The organism is Ammoniphilus oxalaticus, assembly GCF_003609605.1.
In the GTDB taxonomy this organism is placed as follows: Bacteria; Bacillota; Bacilli; order Aneurinibacillales; family RAOX-1; genus Ammoniphilus; species Ammoniphilus oxalaticus.
This window is the reverse complement of record NZ_MCHY01000011.1, coordinates 164,733-186,567: the sequence shown is the minus strand read 5'-3', so window position 1 is coordinate 186,567 and position 21,835 is coordinate 164,733. Positions and strand designations below refer to the sequence as shown.

Below are 21,835 nucleotides of genomic sequence, written 5' to 3'. Positions count from 1 at the left end.
AGGGGAGAGAAAGATGATCGTTTTAAAATGCGGCGGGAGCACGTTGGACAATCTGCCCGATTCTTTATACGAACAATTGATTCAGTTAAAGAAAGACGGATTTGATCCGGTGATTGTCCATGGCGGCGGGCCCGCTATTTCAAATGCGTTGGAAACGTACGGAATTGAGCCGCAGTTTATCGACGGATTGCGGGTGACGGATGAGCAGACGCTCAAAGTGGTGGAAATGGTGTTGATTGGTCAGACGAATAAGCAAATTGTGAAAAAGCTGGGCGGACTTGGTTTTGGGTTGAGTGGCCTGGATGGTAACTTAATTGAAGCGAGCCAATTAAAAGGACCACATGGATTTGTTGGTCAAATCGAGCAAGTTCATCCTGAAACGATTCGGATTATTAGTCGGATGGGTTTGATCCCAGTGATTGCGCCTTTGGGTATCGACGAAAATGGGCAAACCTACAACATAAACGCAGATACAGCCGCTGGAGCGATCGCAGCAGCGCTTGAGGTATCGCAATTGATCGTCGTGACGGACGTGCCGGGTGTCATGGAAGATGGCGAGGTGCTGTCTGAACTAACAGTGGACCAAGTTAATCAACTGATTAACTCCGAAGTGATTACTGGCGGGATGATTCCGAAAGTGAAAGCGGCCATGGACGCGTTGCGAGCGGCGGAACAGGTTGTGATCATTGATCCGTCTAACCTAACAATGGCGGTTCAAGGGCAAGCGGTTGGCACGAAGATTATAGGGAAGGTGAACTAGACGATGAGCCATTTATTTTCGAATTATGGACGTTGGCCGATTTCGATCGTCAAAGGGGAAGGGAACTATGTATTTGATGCGGAAGGCAATAAATATTTAGACCTTGTTTCGGGAATTGCAGTGAATTCTCTTGGTAACGTTCCGCCTAAGGTGAAGGCGAAGGTCGCCGAGCAACTTGATACGCTGTGGCACTGTTCGAATTTATTTCAGATTCCGATTCAAGAAGAATTGGCGACTAAATTAGCGGAAATCTCAGGTTTGGATCGTGTGTTTTTTTGCAATAGCGGAGCGGAAGCGAACGAAGCGGCGATCAAATTAGCGCGGAGATACGGGAATCAGCAAGGAAAGTATGAAATTATTACGTTTGAACAATCTTTTCATGGACGGACGTTGGCGACATTGACAGCGACGGGACAAGATAAAGTGAAAGAAGGTTTTGAACCGTTGCCAGCTGGGTTTAAAACGGTCCCGTATAATGATCTAGAAGCGCTGCAAGCGGCGATTACACCGCAGACGTGCGCCGTGATGTTGGAAATGGTGCAAGGTGAAGGCGGTGTAAATCCCGCGGATTCGGATTGGGTTAGGCAAATTGCGGCGTTGGCGAAAGAGCATCAGTTGCTGTTGATTATCGATGAGATTCAAACGGGCATTGGTCGCACAGGAAAATGGTTCGGATTTCAGCACTACGAGTTTGAACCCGATATCGTGACTTCGGCGAAGGGGCTTGGCAGCGGATTCCCTGTTGGGGCGATGATCGCAAAAGAATTTTTGGCGGATAGCTTTGGCCCAGGCACTCATGGTTCGACGTTCGGGGGGAATCCGTTGGCAATGGCGGCGGGTTTGGCGACATTAGAGGAAGTGGGATCGTATTTACCGCAAGTCCAGCAAAAAGGGGAGTACTTGCGCAGTGAGTTAGGCGGTCGCGGCCAAGGGTTGCTCGTCGGGGTGGAGTGTAAGGTTGAGGTGGCCCCGATTATTAGTGAGTTGCGTGACGAAGGCATTCTCGTGTTAATGGCGGGACCGAACGTGTTACGCTTGTTGCCTCCTTTTACAATTACACAAGAAGAACTTGAGTTTGCGATTGAAAAAATCAAGCAAGTGATCGCCAAGCATCAAGGAGCGGCGGCGCAAGCATAACGATCAAAGAAAGAGAGTGACGAGATGACAACGATTGAACTTTTACACAAACGGTTGAATTTAACGGGACGAGATTTTTTGCGTCTCGCCGATTTTACAAAGCAAGAACTAACCGATCTATTGGCGCTTGCGGCGGAATTGAAGAAATTGCAAAAGGCGGGAGGGTCCTATCAACCTCTAAAAGGAAAAGCGTTGGGAATGATCTTTGAGAAGGCTTCCACCCGTACACGGGTTTCGTTTGAAGTTGGGATTTATCAACTTGGCGGTCAGGGGATGTTTTTTAGTTCAAAAGATTTGCAGATTGGTCGGGGTGAACCGATCTCTGACACCGCTCAAGTGTTGTCCCGCTATGTGGACGGAATCATGATCCGCACGTTCGGACATGAGATCGTCGAGGAGTTGGCGAAATATGCGTCGATTCCAGTGATCAATGGTTTGACAGATGAGTTTCATCCGTGTCAAATTATGGCTGATTTCCAAACGATTATCGAACATAAAGGAAAGTTGGAAGGATTAAAATTTGCCTACGTTGGTGATGGGAACAATATGGCCCATTCATTGCTGATCGGAGCGGCAAAAATGGGCATGGACATTGCCGTGGCCTCGCCGCAAGGTTATATGCCCGATGAAGCGATCGTGTCCATGGCCAAGGAATTTGCTAAAGAGAGCGGCAGCAACGTGTTGATCACGGATAATCCGATTGAAGCGGCAACACAGGCCGATGTCATCTATACAGATGTATGGGCGAGTATGGGGCAAGAAGAGGAGCAGGAAAAAAGGGAGAAAGCTTTTGCCAATTATCAGGTGAATGGTTCATTAGTCGAACGTGCGAACGCGGACTACATCTTCATGCATTGTTTACCCGCCCACCGCGGTGAAGAGGTGTCGGCAGAGGTCATTGACGGAGCGAACTCGGTCATATTCGATGAAGCGGAAAACCGTTTACATGCTCAAAAGGCGATTATGGCGGCAATTATGTCATAGCTTAAAATATAGAAGTGAATTAGTCTGTTTTGGGAGTGAATCGAAGCGATTCCTTGCGGGACAGACTTTTTTTTACGAAGGCTGTCCCGCTGTCGTATAATAGAGAGAGAAAGGAGGGGTGACGGATTGAAACAATCACGTCAAGTCCCTGCCGCTCAACTGCGCGGCGATATTAAAGCTGACGACTTTCCGTTTGAAACGACAAATGAGATTGAGTCTTTGTCAGACGTTGTTTTTGGTCAAAAACGGGCGGAGCGGGCGAGTGAGTTTGGCTTAAAAGTAAAACAGCCCGGATACAACTTATTTTTGGTCGGTCCATCTGGTTCTGGCAAGAGCGCGTATGCGTTGGCCAAAGTAACCGAGATGGCTGAAGATGGACAAGCGCCTAATGATTGGTGTTATGTTTACAATTTTGAATCACCGGACCATCCGCTGGCCATTTCGTTTCCTGCTGGACAGGCGGCGCAATTTAAACAGACGATCGAGACATTGATCAAAGATATTGAACGGAATGCGCGCGCGGCTTTTGCCAGTGAAGAGTTCGAGAAAAAGCGGAAAAGTGTACATAAAACATTTAACGATCAAGCAGAGGAGATTTGGAAGCAGCTTGAGCAGTATGCGAAGGATCAAAACTTTGGGGTTGAAAAAACACAGCAAGGTTATTTGACAGTACCATTGCGATTCGGTCGTCCGATTAGCAAAGAAGAATTTAAAGCGATGCCTGAAGCTGAACAGGATGAATTGAATCAAAAAGGCAAGGAAGTTGAGGCGGAAGTAACAGAGGCCGCGCGTCGCATTGAATTGGTGGAACGTCAACTAGAGGAAGAGTACGATAAACTTAAAAAGAAGATGGCGCGAGAAGCGGTGAACGATTTATTTGCGGCATTGTTGGATTTATACGCGGACAATGAAAAAGTGTTGACTTATTTAACAAAAATGCATGACGATGTGAGTGAAAATTATCGGCTTTTCCAGGGTAGCGACGGTTCAGAAGAAAACTTTTTGTTTCCATTTGTGGAAAGCAAGGTTCGATCGACCCGATATCAGGTTAATGTGTTCGTTGATCGCAGTAAATTAACAGGCGCCCCCGTCGTGTTCGAGACGAATCCAAGTTACCATAATTTATTCGGAAAAGTGGAATATCGTGGTTCATTTGGATCGATGTCAACGGATTTTACGATGATTAAACCAGGCGCTCTACATACGAGTAACGGTGGATACTTAATCGTGCAAGCGGCAGAACTGTTGGCGAACCCATTATCATGGATCATGCTCAAGCGCACGTTAAAGACAAGACAAATCCGCATTGAAAATGTGTTGGAAGAACAAGCCCTCGTTTCTACAGCGGGCATTAAGCCGGAGGAAATTCCGCTTGATGTAAAAGTGGTCATGATTGGCAGCGCGCATTTGTATCATTTACTGGCGCAATGGGATGAAGACTTCCATAAAATTTTTAAAGTCAAAGTTGAATTCGATACGGATATGGAAAAATCGGCTGAGCACATTCAGGATTTTGCCTCTTTTGTGAAACGCTATACGGAAGAGTCGGGCTTGCTTCCGTTTCACCGCGGCGCCTTAGCGAGTTTGATGAATTACAGCTCGCGATTAGCTGGCGATCAGCGCAAACTATCGACCCGTTTTCATGATATTACCAAAATTATAGTAGAATCTAGTTTTTGGGCGGAACAAGCGGAAGCGCTGGTTGTGGAGGAGGCTCATCTGCGGCAAGCGTTGGATGAACAAGAATACCGCTCCAGTCGGATTGCGGAACGAATTCGAGAAATGATCGCTGACGGTACGTTGATGGTTGATACGGAAGGTGAAGTTGTCGGGCAAATTAATGGCTTAGCTGTGTTGCAAACAGGCGATTACATGTTTGGTCAGCCGCATCGGATTACCGCTCAAACGTATTTGGGGCGCAAAGGGATCCTCAACATCGAACGAGAAACATCATTAAGCGGTCAATTGCACGACAAAGGGCTGCTAATTCTAAGTGGCTACCTCAATGGAAAGTTTGCTCAAGAACGACCGCTGCCGATTTCGGCAAGTGTGACCTTTGAACAAACGTACAGTATGATCGACGGTGACAGCGCCTCAAGCACAGAATTGTACGCGCTGCTTTCTTCGTTGAGTCAAACGGGGATCAAACAAGGCATTGCGGTTACAGGTTCTGTTAATCAAAAAGGAGAAATTCAACCAATTGGCGGCGTTAATGAAAAAATCGAAGGGTTTTTCTACGTTTGCGCAGCGAAAGGCTTAACAGGCGAGCAAGGTGTCATCATTCCGCATCAAAATGTTAAAAATCTGGGGTTAAAAGCGGATGTTGCTGAAGCGATTGAACGCGGTCAATTTCATGTTTGGTCAGTGGAGACGATCGAACAAGGCATTGAAATGTTGACGGGAGAATCGGCGGAAACGATTTTTGCCCGTGTGGAACAACGATTGAACCAAATGTTCGAACGCTTAAAAGCGTTGGAACGAAAGGGCGACGTTAAGCCATCTGATTAACAAAAACTACCGATTGCTTTTCACTGCGGGCCATGATAAGTTTATACATGTCGCCAGACTTGATTGTCAGCGTCATTCACATTAAAATAAGAACAGAAGTAAGGAATGTGTGTAGTCGCTGCTTACTGTTAAGTAAGTAGAGGAAAGTCCAGGCTCACCCGGAAGTGGATCGTTGCTTTTTAAAACGATGATCCCTGCTGAGATGCCCGGAGTGATCACGCCTATCGCAAGGTAGGGCAGCTGAGTGTAACGCTTGGTTGACGGCGAGGAACTAACCTAAGGCGTTTCGCTATGGTTATATTACTCTGAAAGTGCCACAGTGACGAATCTGTTCGGAAACGAACCAGAGTGGAACGAGGTAAACCCCGTGAGTGAGCAACCCAAATATAGGTAGGGGCGCCGTCCTGCGGGAAATGAACCAAAGGGACGGATCGATTTTGCGATCGATAGTTAAATGACTGCAACTTCTCGTACGAGGCTGGCTGCCGCGATCAGTACGGAAGAACAGAACCTGGCTTACAGCATTCCTTATCGCCATCTTATGAATAGTAAAAGGTGATACCATGAGACGATCGTGGCATCACCTTTTTATTGTTTTTTTTGCGAGTCAAATTTTTTTTTGAATTTATCTAAAATAACGGTTGAATTTTTATTACATATGATGCATAATGTTACACAGAAGCTACGAAATATACTTTCATTTTGAATTTTAATATTTATTTGATATAGAAGGAAGAGGGGAATTAGTATGGCGCGTGAAAAAGTTGTGTTAGCATACTCTGGAGGGTTGGATACATCGGTTGCCATCAAATGGTTGCAAGATAATTACAAATACGATGTCATTGCTGTCGGGTTAGATGTTGGAGAAGGAAGCGATCTTGATTTTGTGCGAGACAAAGCGATTCAAGTTGGGGCGATCAAATCTTACATTGTTGACGCCAAAGAACTATTCGCTGAAGAGTTCGTGTTGCCCGCGCTAAAGGCAAACGCGATGTATGAAGGGAAATACCCTGTTGTATCCGCGTTGTCTCGTCCGCTAATTGCTAAGATTTTAGTGGATATCGCGAAAGAAGAAGGGGCGGTTGCGGTTGCTCATGGATGCACGGGAAAAGGCAACGACCAAGTTCGTTTTGATGTCTCGTTCGCCGCATTGGATCCTAACTTAAAAGTAGTGGCGCCCGTTCGTGAGTGGGGCATGACGCGTGACGAAGAAATTGCTTACGCGGAAAAACACGGCATTCCAATCCCGATTGATCTAGACAACCCGTACAGCGTGGACGAAAATCTTTGGGGACGCGCGTGTGAGTGCGGCGTTTTGGAAGACCCTTGGGCTGAACCGCCTGCGGGAGCGTATGATCTAACTGTTGATATAAAGGACGCGCCTGATACGCCGGAAGAAATTGAACTCGAGTTTATACAAGGGAAGCCAGTGGCTATCAACGGTAAGAAAATGCTGTTAAGCGAACTGATCCTTGAATTAAATAAAATTGCGGGGAAACATGGGATCGGACGAATCGATCATGTTGAGAACCGTTTGGTTGGAATTAAGTCTCGTGAAGTGTATGAGTGCCCAGGAGCGATCACGCTTATTTTAGCTCACCGTGAATTAGAATTCATGACGCAACCACGCGAGTTAGCTCAATTTAAGCCGATTATCGAGCAAAAGATAACGAACGTGATTTACGAAGGGCTTTGGTTTTCGCCAGTCATGGACGCATTGAAGGCGTTTGTCGAGGAAACACAAAGATTTGTGACGGGAACAATTCGCGTCAAGTTGTTTAAAGGACACGCGATAGTTGTCGGACGTAAATCACCGCATTCATTATATGATATGAACTTAGCGACCTATGGAGAAGGAGATACATTTGACCATCAGTCGGCGCTTGGCTTCATTGAACTATACGGCATGCCGACACAAGTGTATTCGCAAGTGAACCGCAAGCATTTAGGGTATGAACCGCAAGCGGTGATTATCGATAAGAAAGAAGCGATTTTGAGCAATGAGTAAACTGTGGGGCGGAAGATTTACGAAAGCGACCGATCAATTAGTCGAAGAATACACGGCATCGATTCAATTTGATCAGCAATTATGGAAAGAAGATATTACAGGCAGCTTAGCCCATGTGACGATGTTGGGGAAATGCGGCATCCTTCCAGCGGAGGATGTCGAAACAATCAAACAAGGCTTAAAAAAAGTTGCGGCGAAAATTGAACAAGGCGAAGCTGAATTTACGATTGCCAATGAAGATATTCATATGAATATCGAGAAAATGCTCATCGACGAAATCGGACCTGTTGGCGGTAAATTACATACGGGTCGTAGTCGAAACGATCAGGTTGCGACAGACATGCATCTTTATTTGCGCGAGCAGACGATCGAGCTTGTGGAATTAATTTCGAAGCTGCAACAATCGTTGATTGGCCAAGCGAAGGAAAATATCGATACGATTATACCGGGCTACACGCATTTACAGCGAGCCCAGCCGATTTTGTTTGCCCATCATTTGCTCGCTTATGTGGCGATGTTGCAACGTGACGCTGAACGATTAATGGATAGTTGGAAACGAATCAATGTGTTGCCATTAGGAGCGGGCGCGTTAGCGGGCACGACATTTCCGATCGATCGAGAATATACCGCGGAATTGTTGAAGTTTGACTCGATTTATATGAATAGCTTGGATGCTGTTAGTGATCGGGATTTCATCGTTGAATTTTTAAGCGCGGCTTCCTTGTTGATGACACATCTGTCTCGATTATGCGAGGAACTCGTGCTCTGGTCGAGTGATGAATTTTCGTTTGTTGAACTCGATGATGCTTTTTGTACGGGCAGCAGTATTATGCCGCAAAAGAAGAACCCTGATGTGGCCGAGCTCGTGCGTGGAAAAACAGGACGAGTTTACGGGAATCTAGTGGGGATGTTAACGGTGTTGAAGGGCTTACCGTTAGCGTATAACAAAGATATGCAGGAAGATAAAGAGGGAATGTTCGATACGCTTGAAACGATTCATGGCGCGTTGTCGTTATTTATCCCGATGATTGCGACGATGAAAGTCGGTAAGGAAAAGATGCGACAGGCCGCTCAACAAGACTTTTCTAATGCGACGGACTTAGCGGATTACTTAGTAAACAAAGGATTGCCTTTTCGACAAGCGCACGAGGTCGTTGGGAAAACGGTGCTGTACTGTATTCAACAGAACAAATATTTGCTTGATTTAACGATGGATGAATACCGACAGTTCTCTGATTTGTTCGAAGACGATATTTACCAAACGTTAGATGTAATGAACGTTGTCAACGCGCGAGACGCGCTTGGCGGAACGGCGCAAAGACAAGTCGAGAAGCAACTCGCTTATATGGAACAATTGAAACAAACAACGGATGAATGGACCGCAAACCATCGTAAAAAAATAGAGGTCCAACTGTAAAATGGATAAACAGGTAAAGGGAAACGATTCGTTTTCCTTTACCTGTTTGTTTTTTAGGCAAGATAGACAACAAGACCTAGGCGTGAGTGTGGAAAGAACTGTATAACAGTCTTGAAAAAAGGCTTGATAAAAAAAGGGTGTAGAGCATACAATATGGATAGTTAATTTTTTTAAAAAAATGTCTAGATATAGAAGGAATTTTAAAGTGAGTGTAGAATACACATATAAAGGTTTAGGAAGTATTAACCAAATCAACAAAAATGATTCACATCTTATAGGTTAGGGGGAAGTGTCCGTGTCCTTAGCAGACTCAACCCACCGTTCATCAGTCAAACTAGGATTGGATGCATTGTTAGAAGAGATCTGTCGCCTTCGCTCCCGGTTGAACGAGATGAGTCTAGAGGTGGGTAATTTATCTAATCCAAGCATTGTTGAGATCAGTCAACAGCTGGATCAAAAATTGAATGCGTACGAACAAATGAAAAATAAACAAGCTTGTTAAGACATGAAAAAAACAGGAGTTGGCCTAATCGGGCTAACTCCCTTTTATTTTATTATTATTTTGGTGATCGATACGTGTCGCTGGAAATTAACTCTTGATTGACGACCTCTCCGTTTACGATCACGCGTTTATATACATTGACGCTATGACTGGACCTTCTTTCCGTAAAAATTTCAATTTGTTTATCATCATCAGAATCCTTTCCGAAAATTTTGACGGTCAATTTCCCATTTTTTGTTTCGGCGCGAATGAGCAGGTTGTTTTTTGTCGTATTCTTAAAGCGAAAATCAATTCCTCCATCATTTGTAAACGTGGCGTCACGTCCTAAAGGGGCATAGCCGATCGGTAACGAATGGTTGCGGCGTTCGACGATTTCCAAGTCTGAGAGGAGGGCTGCATTGTAGAGTGTGGTCGACACTTGGCAAACCCCGCCGCCAATTCCTGGGCGTAATTCACCATCCATAATAACAGGAGCCGCGCGATAACCATGGACGGTTTCCGTGGCGTCAACAATCTCCTTATAGCTGAATACTTCCCCTGGTTCTAGCATTTTATCGTTTAAGATCATTGCGGTCTTTTCCACATTATGAATCCTACCGCTTGAACTCTTAGAATAATGGGTTGAAAATTCAGAAATCTTACGATCGATTCCTTCGCTTTTTAAATCCTCCACCGTAATTGCTGGCTTTAGCTTTTCCATCGGTAGGACGATGGCTAGTTTTTCTTCACTCCACAGTCGCTCGCCTTCCAATTTCCCGAGTTTGATTACGAGATTACTGATATTCGGTCGAAATACGGACTGTTCCGATTTGTAACTGATCTGATCCTGTTCGTCGAAGACACGTTCCGCGTTACTTGGTTCGCGCGCAAATACATCGGCCCACTCGGAGCTGAGCGCGTTATGTAATTTTTGTTCATTCCATTGGGGCGCGAGGTAAAAAGGCTTACTGTCGGGACCGCGCATGCGATCGAAGATTCTTTTGTACAGTTTTTCTTGCTTGGAGTAGGCTAATATATCATTGAGTACTTGCTGTTCGTTGAAGGGAATGCCTAGTTCTTTAAATGTAAAGCTGACTTCTTTTATTTCCGAGTCTTCTAAGAGCTGGAAATAGATCTTTTTTTGTTGTAAAGCGGCGATTCGCTTTGGATATTGCTGTTTGAGTTGCTCAGGCGACAGCGTTCCGATGTGCCAATCGTGAAAAAAGTAGCCGATTGGAATCGTCGTTTGTTTCCCATACGCATAGAGACCCCCCAATGCAATCGCTAAAATCAGACATAAACTACCTAATCGGACAAACCTTTTCTTCTCACCCAAATTTGATTCCTCTCCTCTCCCGGTCATGCAAGATCATATATATGAAAGTCTTTAAGAAATATGCGAGAATCATTTGACAGCGGTGTTATAATGGAAAAAGGTCGAAAACGAAAACTTTGTCATTTCCCTGGAAATAATGGAGGAATCTGTTGCGAAGTTGTCGAACAAAAAGATAGAGTTCTTTCGAGGATTCTTTCCTCCGTTGTTGAGATTGAAAGAGGTGGAATAAAAGCAATGATTGAAATGGTTGACGTTTGGAAATCGTATCCCAACGGAACGGATGCCCTGAAAGAGATCAATATAAAAATTGAAAAGAGTGAATTCGTTTATGTCGTTGGACCGAGCGGGGCTGGTAAATCTACATTTATCAAACTGATGTACCGCGAGGAACGGCCATCGAAGGGCCAAATTTTTCTTGACGGCAAAAATGTTGAAAAATTAAAAGAAAAGCAGATTCCAAAGTTACGCAGAAGTATCGGCGTTGTCTTTCAGGACTATAAATTACTGCCAACGTTGAATGTCTATGAAAATGTGGCTTTTGCGATGGAAGTTGTTGAAGCGCCAAAAAAAGTGATTCGATCACGGGTAATGGAAGTGCTAGATCTCGTAAAATTAAATCATAAGATGCGGGCCTATCCAGATGAATTATCGGGCGGAGAGCAACAGCGCGTGGCAATTGCTAGAGCGCTTGTTAACGATCCAATTACGATTATTGCCGATGAACCGACCGGGAACCTAGATCCAGAAACATCGTGGGAAATCATGAAGATCTTTGAAGAAATCAATTGCAGAGGGACGACGGTCGTCATGGCGACGCATAACCGTGAAATCGTCAATACGATGCGAAAACGTGTCATCGCAATTGAGGCGGGTCGAATTGCTCGCGATCAACAAAGAGGAGAGTATGGCTATGAAATTTAGAACGTTAACGAGACACGCCCGCGAAGGTTTTCGAAATATCGGGCGTAACGGTTGGATGTCGTTTGCTTCAGTCAGCTCCGTCGCGATTACGTTGTTTGTGCTCGGCCTATTCTTGGTGTTGGCGATGAATGTGAACCATTCAGCGGATGTTGTTGAAAAGCAGGTCGAAGTTCGCGCCTACCTCAAGGCGGACACAACGCATGAACAAGTTGGTCAAGTCCAAGAGGAAATTGAACAGCTGGCGACGGTTGAATCGGTTAACTTTATTACGAAAGAACAAGGTTTGGAAACATTTAGAGAAAGCTGGGGGGATAAGGGGAATCTGCTGACAGGTTTAGAGGGGGAGGAAAATCCGCTCCTCGACGCGTTTGCGGTAAAACCAAAAAATCCCCAGGAAACTTCGACTATCGCCGAAACGTTGACAGAGTTGCCGCACATTGAAAATGTTGTGTTTGGGGAAGAGACGATTGAAAAGTTATTTAGCGTCACCAAAGTAGTGCGTAACATAGGTATGGTACTTATCATTGCGCTCGCTTTCACCGCGATGTTTTTAATCGCGAATACGATTAAGTTAACGATCGTCGCTCGTCGCCGAGAGATCGAGATTATGAAATTAGTCGGGGCGACGAATGCGTTTATCCGTTGGCCGTTTTTTATTGAAGGGCTGTTAATGGGTGTGGTGGGGGCAATTATCCCGATCGCCATTTTGCTTACAGGTTACTATTACGTTATTAAATTTGTGAAAGTTGATCTCAATCTGTACTTTCTGCAACTGTTGCCGCTCGATCCGTTGGCGTGGCAAATTACGCTCCTATTAATGGGAATAGGCGCGTTTATTGGCGTGTGGGGCAGCATGGTCTCTGTTCGCCGATTTCTAAAAATATAGAGGAGAGAGGAACGTATGCGCAAAACACCGTTATTGCTCGTATTGCTCCTATCGACATCGTTGCTTACGCCGTTGTCGGATGTGGCAGCTAGTTCAATCGATAAAATTAATCAAAGGATTACCCAGATTCAAAAAGCGCAGCGCGCCGCTGAAAGTCGGATCAGTGAAATTGAGCGGGAAAAGATCCAGGTCGCATCGCAAAAAGATCAAGCGCATCAAGATTTAGTCGTGATCGATCGGAAACTGAAGGAGACACAGGAACGCATCTCTCACTTGGACATTCAGATCGGTCAAACAACGCTTAAAGCGCAAGATGCGGCGGCCCAATTGGATGAAGCGACAAGGCGTGTTGAAGAACGGGACGAGCTTTTGAAAACGAGAGTGAAGGTCATGTATGAAATGGGGGAGATTTCATACTTAGATGTCCTGCTCGGTTCGAATAGTTTCGGCGATTTTCTCGATCGGCTGAATACGGTCAGATTAATCATTGATCAGGATGTTCGAATTTTGGAAGCAAATATTGAAGATCAGAAAATTATTGAGGCTAAAAAACGCGAAATCGAAAATCATTTAGCCAGTTTACAAGGAATGTACAAGGAAACGTCCGATCTTAAAGCTGATTTAGAGAGACAACAAAACGAACGAGCCGCGATGATTGCCCAACTGGCGGCAAAACAAGAAGAATTGGAACGCGTTCGACAGCAACAAGAACAGGCAATGCTCGATTTGATGCACAACATGCGTGAAGCTTTGCGCGATAAAGATCAAGCGTTGCGCCAGAGACAATTTGTCGGCGGAAGGTTTGCTTGGCCCGTACCAAGCAGCAATCGGATTACGTCCAATTTCGGCTACCGAACGGATCCGTTTACAGGCCGTAAAACAGGACATGATGGGATAGACATTGGCGCGCCGCAAGGAACAACAATTGTCGCTGCCGCTGATGGGGTTGTCGTTGTAGCCAGCTACGTGCGCGGTTATGGCAATATGGTCAGCATCGATCATGGCGGAGATATTACAACTTTGTACGCCCATATTCGCAATGGCGGAATTAAGGTGAAGGTTGGACAAAAAGTTACGAAAGGCCAGAAGATTGCCGAAGTGGGCTCAACCGGTCGTTCGACAGGTCCGCATTTGCATTTTGGCGTGTATAAAGGTCGGACGGTGGTTGACCCGATGGGCTATCTTCGCGGCTGATTGATTATGATATAATGAAGATCATATCCAACTCGGCTCCATCATATAATAATGGAGAAAAAGCATGGCAATCAGACAGGCTAACAAAGGTGGTGGAGAAGGATTGCGGATGAAAAGGCTAACACTAGCAGCTCTGTTAGGGGTCACCGTCGCGTTAAGTAGCCTCTTTACAGCGGCGGCGCTCGGTTCAGGGGACGGTGGAATTGGACAAACTGTTGATCAATTTCTGGGGAAAATAGGCCTCCGAAATTCGGATACAGACATCCCAAAGGCAGGACGAACCGCTAGCGGGGCAGATCTTCAAAAAATTAACGAAGTATATCGCCTCATCAAAGAAAATTATTTGGAAGATGTTGCGGATGAAAAGCTGATCGATGGTGCAATTAACGGCATGTTAAATGCGTTGGAAGATCCTTATTCGGTCTATATGGATCCGACATCGACGAAGGAATTTAACGACTCGATCCATTCTTCTTTTGAAGGGATCGGAGCGGAAGTGACATTGGATAACGGCAAAGTGACAATCGTGTCGCCGTTCAAAGGATCACCTGCTGAAAAGGCGGGACTAAGACCGAAAGACCAAATTCTAAAAGTTGACGGGAATTCATTAGAAGGCCTTGATTTATATCAAGCAGTGCTTAAGATTCGCGGACCAAAAGGTTCTTCAGCGAAGATGGAAGTACTTCGTCCTGGCGTGAAAGATCCGCTCGTTGTTGAGGTCGTGCGCGACGAAATTCCGATTGAGACGGTGTACAGCGAGACGATTGAACGAGATGGGATGAAATTAGGTAAATTAGAAATCACCCAATTTGCAACGGAAACAGCTGATCATTTTAAACAAGAGCTAGAAAAATTAGAAGCGCAAAAAATAGACGGCTTGCTCGTTGATTTACGCGGGAATCCAGGTGGGTTATTACCGGCTGTCGTCGATATGGCCCAGCTGCTCGTTCCGGATGAAGGTGTCATTTTGCAAGTCGAAGATCCAAACGGGAATCGTGAACTGATTAAATCATCGAGTACAAAGAAAAAACCGTATCCAATTACAGTCTTAATTGACAAAGGAAGCGCGAGCGCATCCGAAATTTTAGCGGGCGCGCTGCAGGAAAATGGCTACACGCTTGTTGGCCAACACTCGTTTGGTAAAGGAACGGTGCAAAATACGGTGCCGCTTGGGGATGATAGTCAGTTGAAGATGACGATTGCCAAATGGTTAACGCCATCTGGCAAATGGATCAACAATGACGGTATTGAACCGAATGTGAAAGTGGAACAGCCTGCTTATTTTGAGGCGGCTCCGATCCATTTAGAAGAAAATAAAACATTGCAATTTGACCAAAATGGCGAGGAAGTGCGTAACCTTCAAGTGATCATGAGCGGACTTGGTTTCCCTACGGGACGTTCAGACGGCTATTTTGATGAAAAGACGGCTACAGCGGTCAAGGCGTTTCAAAAATTGAACAGTTTGCCGACGTCTGGTCAAGTCGATGGGCAAACAGCCAAAGCGATGCAAGAAGCGTTGCTGAACAAGATGAAAGAACCCGAAAATGATCTGCAATTACAAGCTGCGATTCAAACAATAACGAAGCAAGTTAAAAAATAACAATATAAAAAGCAGGAACATCAGCGGGAAATGTAGAAAAATGTAATGATAGACAACTATCATTACATTTTTTTCTTTTGATTGGAGGAACAAGTTAGTGGACTGGATTGTTTCATTCGGTTCGGTTTTAATGAGAGGGATTCCTTCTATATTTATAAATCCTTTTCTCTATTTTTTCTTGGCGCTGGCCTGGATGCTTTACCAGCGTCAAACGTTATTTGAACGAAAGTTGTTTCATCGACGCCTGAACCGACCTTGGGAACAATGGACCCTTACGTTAATTTACGGTCTGTTGGGCGCGATTTTTGGTTCGATGTTATTGTTGGCGCTAGGGGTGATCTTGCAGCCTTTTGATTTATGGACGATTGTCGCGCTTAGTTTTATTTTTTCTTTCTTCCATGTACAGTTATTGTCCTTTACCTATGCAGTCGGTTGTTACGCGTTGATTGCAGCCGTTGTTCAATTGTGGCCACAAGGTCAGTCGATCGCCGCGTTTGCATGGTTATGGGAAAGACTCGCCTTGACCGATGTCGCTTCAATTATTGGCTTAGCAGCAATCCTTTATTTTGTAGAGGCTTTTTTAGTTCGCAGGAATCGCGGTCGCGGAGCAACACCGATTTTTTTAAATGGAAAACGGGGGCGATTAGTCGGCGCTTATCAGTTGCAGAAGTTTTGGATGTTGCCGATGGTGATGGTCGTTTCGATTCCCGACGGAGCGCAGGGCGGTCTTGGTTTGCCGTCTTGGTGGCCGTTGTTATTAGCGGGCGATCAATCAAATGTTGCGATCATTGGTTTTCCGATCATGCTCGGTTTTTCTGATTTGATGTTAAGCCGCTTACCGAGCCGAAAAGCGGGTCAATCTGCGCTCGCTCTTGTTCGAGTCGGTTTGGTGTTGCTGTTGCTCGCCTTGTTTAGCATGTGGTCGTTATGGGCGGGAGCCGTTGCGGGTTTATTTGCTTTATTCGGTCATCCATTATTGAGTCGGTGGAACCACTGGAAAGAATGGCAACGACCGCCGATGTTTGTCCAGCTAGGCGAAGGGGCTGTTGTGCTGGCAGTTTTCCCGGACACACCGGCTGCAAAAATGGGGATTACGTCGGGCGATGTTTTAATGAAGGTGAATGACCAGCCAATAACAAGCAGCAAAGATTTATATCCCGCGTTGCAACTCAATTCCGCCTTCTGTAAAATGGAGGTTAGAAACATCGAAGGTCATATGAAATACGCGCAGCGGGCGGTTTACGAAGGAGAGCATCATCAGCTTGGTTTGATTCTAGCGCCAGATGAACGAACTCCTTATTATGTAGACTTAAAGCCTGTCAGTATTGCGCAGCTCTTCCGTCAGCAAATTGACCGAGGAGCGTAACAAAAAAAGGGGAGAGGGAAAGGTTCATGTTTGTAAAATTGCTCATCGCTTTCGTTGCGCCGTTTGCATTGATGGTCAGTTTGTCTCGTTTTTCTCTAAATATGATTGTGGGGGCGCTGGCTACGATCGGAATTATGATGGCCGTTTTTGAGGGGTACAATCACGGTCCAACACCGATGGCGATCGGAACGGTCTCATTGATCGGCGGGTATTTCGTATCTCGTAAATTGCTAAAGAATATAAAATTGACAGAATAAGCGCGTGGGGTCTTGCCAGTCCAAATCGATGGCAAGACTTTTTGTACTTAATGGGAATGAGGTGAAGCGCAATTGGAACGTTTTAAACTGGTTTCTGAATTTGAACCGAAGGGCGATCAGCCGCAAGCAATCCGCCAATTGGTTGAACAATTGCAAAATGGGGAAAAATATCAAACACTACTCGGGGCGACGGGCACAGGCAAGACGTTTACCGTCGCTCAAACCATTGCTCAACTTAATAAACCTACGCTGATCATGGCCCACAATAAGACATTAGCCGCCCAGCTATGCAGCGAATTTAAAGAGTTTTTCCCTGAAAATGCGGTCGAATATTTTGTTAGTTACTACGACTATTATCAACCGGAAGCGTACATTCCGCATACCGATACGTATATTGAAAAAGATGCAAGCATTAATGATGAAATTGACAAGCTGAGGCACTCGGCGACAAGCTCTTTATTTGAGCGACGCGACGTGATTATCGTTGCGAGTGTGTCCGCCATTTACGGATTGGGATCACCGCAAGATTATCGGGACTTGTTACTTTCATTGCGAACTGGCATGGAACGAAGCCGCGATGAGATGTTGCGTAAGTTGGTCGACATACAATATGAACGAAATGATATTAACTTCACGCGCGGGACATTTCGCGTGCGTGGCGATGTCGTCGAGATTTTCCCAATTTCAACGAGTGAGCAAGCGATTCGCGTCGAGTTTTTCGGAGATGAAATTGAGCGAATGACGGAAATTGATGTGTTGACTGGCGAGATCATTGGTGAACGTCAGCACGTCGCTATCTTTCCTGCGTCACACTACGTTACTTCGGGTGAAACAATGCGTGTCGCTTTAAAGAATATTGAAATTGAATTGGAAGAACGGCTCGCTGAGTTGCGAGCGAACGATAAGTTGCTGGAAGCGCAGCGGCTTGAACAACGCACCCGTTACGATATGGAAATGATGCAGGAAATGGGATTCTGTTCAGGTATTGAAAACTACTCGCGCCATTTGACAGGCTTGCCCGCAGGCGCGACCCCATACACGTTGTTTGACTATTTTCCAGATGATATGCTGATCGTAATTGATGAGTCGCACATTACACTGCCGCAAATTCGCGGGATGTATAATGGGGACAAAGCCCGAAAAGATATGTTGATTGACCATGGGTTCCGTTTACCTTCAGCGCGCGATAACCGACCGATGCGTTTTGAGGAATTTGAAGAAAAAATTGATCAGATCGTGTTCGTGTCGGCGACGCCGGGTCCTTATGAGTTAGAGCATGCCCCGAATATTGTGGAACAAGTAATCCGTCCGACAGGTTTGCTCGATCCTGTGATCGAGGTGCGTCCGATCAAGGGACAGATTGATGATTTGATCGGGGAAATTAACGGACGAATCGAACGGAAAGAAAGAGTATTGGTTACGACGCTAACGAAAAAGATGTCTGAAGATTTGTCCGATTATTTGAAAGATGTTGGGATTAAAGTGAAGTATTTACACTCGGATATTAAAACGATTGAGCGGATGCAGATCATTCGCGATCTTCGATTGGGAACGTTTGATGTGCTCGTTGGAATTAACTTGTTGCGAGAAGGCTTAGATTTGCCGGAAGTGTCGTTGGTGACGATATTGGATGCGGATAAACAAGGTTTTTTACGCGACGAACGATCCTTAATTCAAACGATTGGACGGGCGGCCCGTAACGCGTCTGGACAAGTGATTATGTACGCCGATCAAATGACCCACTCGATGCAACGGGCGATCGAAGAGACAGAACGTCGCCGTCAGATTCAGCAAGAGCACAACGAACGGCACGGGATTACGCCGCAAACGATTCAAAAGGCGATTCGCGATATTATCGAAGCGACGAGAGTGGCCGAAGAGGGCGAAGATTATTTGCCGACGAAAGAGTACCAAAAGATGAACAAGAAGGAGCGGAAAACCTTTATCGACAACCTAGAGGCGGAGATGAAGGACGCGGCGAGACATTTGCAGTTTGAGCGCGCGGCGGAATTGCGCGACCTAATTCTGGAATTGAAAGTGGAAGGATGATCTCCTGGTGAGTCTTGAAAATATTGTGATTAAAGGGGCTCGCGCCCATAATTTAAAAAACATCGATGTGACGATTCCGCGTGATCAGCTCGTGGTAATCACGGGCCTATCTGGTTCGGGTAAATCGTCGCTAGCTTTTGATACGATTTACGCGGAGGGACAACGTCGCTATGTTGAATCGCTATCCGCTTATGCGCGGCAGTTTTTAGGTCAGATGGATAAGCCTGATGTGGATTCGATTGAGGGGCTATCGCCTGCAATCTCTATCGATCAAAAAACAACGAGCCGCAATCCGCGTTCAACGGTTGGAACTGTTACCGAAATTTATGATTATTTACGGTTGTTGTTTGCCCGTATTGGACAACCGTTTTGTCCGAAACATAACGTGGAAATTACAGCTCAAACGGTGGAGCAAATGGTCGATCGTATCGTCAGCTTGCCGGAGCGGACTCGACTGCAAATTTTAGCCCCCCTCGTTGAAGGTCGAAAAGGGGAACATGCAAAGTTGCTGGATGAGATTCGCAAAGAAGGGTATGTGCGGGCGCGGATTAACGGTGAGACGACGGATCTATCTGAGGAAATTAAACTAGAAAAAAATAAAAAACACCAAATTGAGGTTGTCGTCGATCGTATTGTCGTCAAAGACGGCATTGAATCCCGGTTGGCAGATTCCCTAGAAACCGCATTAAACTTAGCGGATGGGAATGTGCTGATCGATGTGATTGATCAAGAGGAGCTGCTATTTAGTCAAAACCTGGCATGCCCGCAATGTGGCTTTAGTTTGGCTGAGCTTGAGCCTCGCATGTTTTCTTTCAACAGTCCATACGGGGCCTGTACGGCCTGTGATGGATTAGGGATGCGAATGGAAGTGGACGCGGACCTGATTATTCCTGATCGAAGCAAAAGTCTGAATGAGGGAGCGATCGAGCCGTGGGAGGGTTCGACTTCGCTGTATTATGAACAGCTGCTTCATTCAGTTTGCGATCATTTCGAAATTGATATGGAACTGCCTGTTGAACAGCTGCCAAAGGAAAAGCTGGACATTATTTTATTTGGAAATCGAAAAGAAAAGTTTCGCTTCGTTTACACGAGTGATTTTGGCGGTCGTCGCCGCGACTCGGAAATTTATTTTGAAGGGGTCGTTCATAACTTGCAGCGACGCTACGTCGAATCGAGTTCAGAACATATTCGCGATTCGATCCGCAACTATATGAGTGAACGTGCTTGTCCTTCCTGCAAAGGGCAGCGACTCCGTCCAGAATCGCTCGCGGTGCGAATAAACGGGGAAAACATCTCATTCATTACATCCAAGTCGGTGCAAGACGCTTACGATTTCTTCACCGAGTTAGAGTTGAGCGAAAAAGATCGGTCGATCGCCCATCTTATTTTGAAAGAAATTGAATCTCGCTTGAGCTTTTTGCGGGATGTCGGACTCGATTATTTAACGTTGCATCGAGCGGCTGGTACGTTGTCAGGCGGGGAGGCGCAGCGGATTCGTTTGGCGACGCAAATCGGTTCCTCGTTGATGGGCGTGCTCTATATTTTGGATGAGCCGAGTATCGGTTTGCACCAACGAGATAATGATCGCTTAATTCGCACGTTGGAGCATATGCGTGATCTTGGCAATACATTGATCGTTGTTGAGCATGATGAAGATACGATGCTCGCTTCGGATTATATTATTGATATCGGGCCCGGGGCAGGTGTGCATGGCGGAACGGTCGTCGCTCAGGGAACGCCAGAACAGGTTATGCAACAGGAACACTCGTTAACGGGGCAGTACTTGTCGGGCAAAAAGTTGATTCCTGTTCCCGCTGAACGTCGTCAGCCCGATGGACGTTGGATCGAAGTAAAGGGAGCGAAGGAGAACAATTTAAAAAATATTAATGTGAAGGTTCCACTTGGTCTGTTTACTTGTGTGACAGGTGTTTCAGGATCGGGGAAAAGCACGTTGATTAATGAGATTCTTTATAAAACATTGGCGCGCGATCTCAACCGAGCAAAGGCGAAGCCTGGGGCTTATCGAAAAATCGAAGGACTGGATCAGCTTGATAAAGTGGTTGAGATTGACCAGTCGCCGATCGGGCGCACACCGCGTTCTAATCCAGCCACGTATACAGGCGTGTTTGACGATATTCGCGATGTATTTGCTCAAACGAATGAAGCGAAAGTGCGAGGTTACAAAAAGGGACGCTTTAGTTTTAATATTAAAGGGGGCCGCTGTGAAGCGTGTCGCGGCGATGGAATCATAAAAATCGAAATGCACTTCTTACCCGATGTGTACGTGCCGTGTGAAATCTGCAAAGGAAAACGATACAATCGCGAGACATTGGAAGTGCGTTATCGAGGCAAAAACATCGCTGATATATTGGACCTGACTGTGGAAGACGCTGTTGAGTTTTTCAAAAATATTCCGCGGATCCACCGCAAGTTGCAGACGATCTATGATGTCGGGTTAGGCTATATGCGACTGGGGCAACCCGCTACGACATTGTCCGGGGGAGAGGCGCAACGCGTCAAACTCGCGTCTGAATTGCACCGTCGCAGTACGGGGCGCACCCTCTATATTCTAGATGAACCGACCACGGGACTGCACGCTCATGATATCGAACGCTTGCTGAAAGTGTTGCAACGTCTCGTTGAGGCGGGGGAATCCGTGCTCGTCATTGAACATAATCTTGATGTCATCAAAACGGCGGATTATATTATTGACCTTGGTCCCGAAGGCGGCGACAAAGGCGGTCAAGTTGTCGCGGTTGGCACGCCGGAAAAACTGAGTCAGGTGGAAGGATCCTACACGGGTAAATATTTAGGCCGAATTTTAGAACGAGATCGGGAGCGGACAGCCGCCTATTTGAGCGCGTTGGAACAAAAAGCAGTAACATCATCGTAAAGAGCTGAACCGTTGGCTGGTCAGCTCTCCTTTTTCAA

The 21,835-nt window shown here is 45.9% G+C and carries 16 protein-coding genes and 1 other RNA gene; 16 read left to right on the top strand and 1 reads right to left on the bottom strand.

Annotation, left to right across the window (positions count from 1 at the left end; genetic code table 11):
- Window positions 1–13: 13 nt before the first annotated feature.
- The 8 genes from argB (at window position 14) to BEP19_RS16055 (ending at window position 9,316) form a co-directional block, all read left to right on the top strand.
- Window positions 14–760, top strand: coding sequence for an acetylglutamate kinase (gene argB / locus BEP19_RS16090; RefSeq protein ID WP_120190948.1), 747 nt, complete (start codon window positions 14–16; stop codon window positions 758–760).
- A gap of 3 nt (window positions 761–763) precedes the next feature.
- Complete coding sequence (locus BEP19_RS16085) at window positions 764–1,897, top strand: acetylornithine transaminase (RefSeq protein ID WP_120190947.1); 1,134 nt, start codon at window positions 764–766, stop codon at window positions 1,895–1,897.
- Window positions 1,898–1,921: 24 nt separating this feature from the next.
- Entirely contained in the window at window positions 1,922–2,881 is a 960-nt protein-coding gene (gene argF / locus BEP19_RS16080; RefSeq protein ID WP_120190946.1) for an ornithine carbamoyltransferase, read from the top strand.
- 126 nt (window positions 2,882–3,007) lie between these two features.
- Window positions 3,008–5,389 carry a Lon protease family protein gene (locus BEP19_RS16075; protein WP_120190945.1) on the top strand — a complete coding sequence of 794 codons (2,382 nt, stop codon included), beginning with the start codon at window positions 3,008–3,010 and terminating at the stop codon, window positions 5,387–5,389.
- A gap of 103 nt (window positions 5,390–5,492) precedes the next feature.
- Window positions 5,493–5,913, top strand: an RNA gene (rnpB, locus tag BEP19_RS16070) — RNase P RNA component class B.
- A 224-nt stretch (window positions 5,914–6,137) separates the two neighbouring features.
- The gene (locus BEP19_RS16065) at window positions 6,138–7,397 is read left to right on the top strand and encodes an argininosuccinate synthase (RefSeq protein ID WP_120190944.1); all 1,260 of its coding nucleotides are present in this window, start codon (window positions 6,138–6,140) and stop codon (window positions 7,395–7,397) included.
- Window positions 7,390–8,814: an argininosuccinate lyase gene (gene argH / locus BEP19_RS16060; RefSeq protein ID WP_120190943.1), complete on the top strand. Its 1,425-nt coding sequence runs from the start codon at window positions 7,390–7,392 to the stop codon at window positions 8,812–8,814. Before BEP19_RS16065 ends, argH begins: the two co-directional genes overlap by 8 nt.
- Window positions 8,815–9,109: 295 nt before the next feature.
- Complete coding sequence (locus BEP19_RS16055) at window positions 9,110–9,316, top strand: aspartyl-phosphate phosphatase Spo0E family protein (RefSeq protein ID WP_170145406.1); 207 nt, start codon at window positions 9,110–9,112, stop codon at window positions 9,314–9,316.
- A 55-nt stretch (window positions 9,317–9,371) separates the two neighbouring features.
- Here BEP19_RS16055 and BEP19_RS16050 read toward each other — a convergent pair whose 3' ends face one another.
- Window positions 9,372–10,631, bottom strand: a complete 1,260-nt coding sequence (locus BEP19_RS16050) for a VanW family protein (protein ID WP_170145405.1) — start codon at window positions 10,629–10,631, stop codon at window positions 9,372–9,374.
- Between the two features lie 234 nt (window positions 10,632–10,865).
- Here BEP19_RS16050 and ftsE point away from each other — a divergent pair, with 234 nt between their 5' ends.
- The 8 genes from ftsE (at window position 10,866) to uvrA (ending at window position 21,797) form a co-directional block, all read left to right on the top strand.
- Complete coding sequence (ftsE, locus tag BEP19_RS16045) at window positions 10,866–11,552, top strand: cell division ATP-binding protein FtsE (RefSeq protein WP_120191001.1); 687 nt, start codon at window positions 10,866–10,868, stop codon at window positions 11,550–11,552.
- Complete coding sequence (ftsX, locus tag BEP19_RS16040; protein ID WP_120190940.1) at window positions 11,542–12,438, top strand: permease-like cell division protein FtsX; 897 nt, start codon at window positions 11,542–11,544, stop codon at window positions 12,436–12,438. The genes ftsE and ftsX overlap by 11 nt, the downstream gene beginning before the upstream one ends.
- A 15-nt stretch (window positions 12,439–12,453) precedes the next feature.
- Entirely contained in the window at window positions 12,454–13,632 is a 1,179-nt protein-coding gene (locus BEP19_RS16035) for a murein hydrolase activator EnvC family protein (protein ID WP_120190939.1), read from the top strand.
- 109 nt (window positions 13,633–13,741) lie between these two features.
- On the top strand, window positions 13,742–15,232 hold the full coding sequence (locus BEP19_RS16030; RefSeq protein WP_120191000.1) for a S41 family peptidase: 1,491 nt from the start codon (window positions 13,742–13,744) through the stop codon (window positions 15,230–15,232).
- Between the two features lie 97 nt (window positions 15,233–15,329).
- Window positions 15,330–16,598 (top strand): PDZ domain-containing protein, encoded by a 1,269-nt coding sequence (locus BEP19_RS16025; protein WP_120190938.1) that lies wholly within the window; start codon window positions 15,330–15,332, stop codon window positions 16,596–16,598.
- Window positions 16,599–16,624: 26 nt separating this feature from the next.
- Entirely contained in the window at window positions 16,625–16,855 is a 231-nt protein-coding gene (locus tag BEP19_RS16020; RefSeq protein ID WP_120190937.1) for a DUF2198 family protein, read from the top strand.
- Window positions 16,856–16,927: 72 nt separating this feature from the next.
- Window positions 16,928–18,904 carry an excinuclease ABC subunit UvrB gene (uvrB, locus tag BEP19_RS16015; protein ID WP_120190936.1) on the top strand — a complete coding sequence of 659 codons (1,977 nt, stop codon included), beginning with the start codon at window positions 16,928–16,930 and terminating at the stop codon, window positions 18,902–18,904.
- 7 nt (window positions 18,905–18,911) lie between these two features.
- Window positions 18,912–21,797 (top strand): excinuclease ABC subunit UvrA, encoded by a 2,886-nt coding sequence (gene uvrA / locus BEP19_RS16010; protein WP_120190935.1) that lies wholly within the window; start codon window positions 18,912–18,914, stop codon window positions 21,795–21,797.
- The last annotated feature ends 38 nt before the right edge of the window (window positions 21,798–21,835 follow it).

What these genes read in the sequence shown, in the direction of transcription:
- BEP19_RS16030 (WP_120191000.1), top strand. Translation starts at nt 13,742, where the DNA reads ATGAAAAGGCTAACACTAGCAGCTCTGTTAGGGGTCACCGTCGCGTTA.
- ftsX (WP_120190940.1), top strand. Translation starts at nt 11,542, where the DNA reads ATGAAATTTAGAACGTTAACGAGACACGCCCGCGAAGGTTTTCGAAAT.
- BEP19_RS16065 (WP_120190944.1), top strand. Translation starts at nt 6,138, where the DNA reads ATGGCGCGTGAAAAAGTTGTGTTAGCATACTCTGGAGGGTTGGATACA.
- argH (WP_120190943.1), top strand. Translation starts at nt 7,390, where the DNA reads ATGAGTAAACTGTGGGGCGGAAGATTTACGAAAGCGACCGATCAATTA.
- ftsE (WP_120191001.1), top strand. Translation starts at nt 10,866, where the DNA reads ATGATTGAAATGGTTGACGTTTGGAAATCGTATCCCAACGGAACGGAT.
- argF (WP_120190946.1), top strand. Translation starts at nt 1,922, where the DNA reads ATGACAACGATTGAACTTTTACACAAACGGTTGAATTTAACGGGACGA.
- argB (WP_120190948.1), top strand. Translation starts at nt 14, where the DNA reads ATGATCGTTTTAAAATGCGGCGGGAGCACGTTGGACAATCTGCCCGAT.
- BEP19_RS16035 (WP_120190939.1), top strand. Translation starts at nt 12,454, where the DNA reads ATGCGCAAAACACCGTTATTGCTCGTATTGCTCCTATCGACATCGTTG.
- BEP19_RS16020 (WP_120190937.1), top strand. Translation starts at nt 16,625, where the DNA reads ATGTTTGTAAAATTGCTCATCGCTTTCGTTGCGCCGTTTGCATTGATG.
- BEP19_RS16085 (WP_120190947.1), top strand. Translation starts at nt 764, where the DNA reads ATGAGCCATTTATTTTCGAATTATGGACGTTGGCCGATTTCGATCGTC.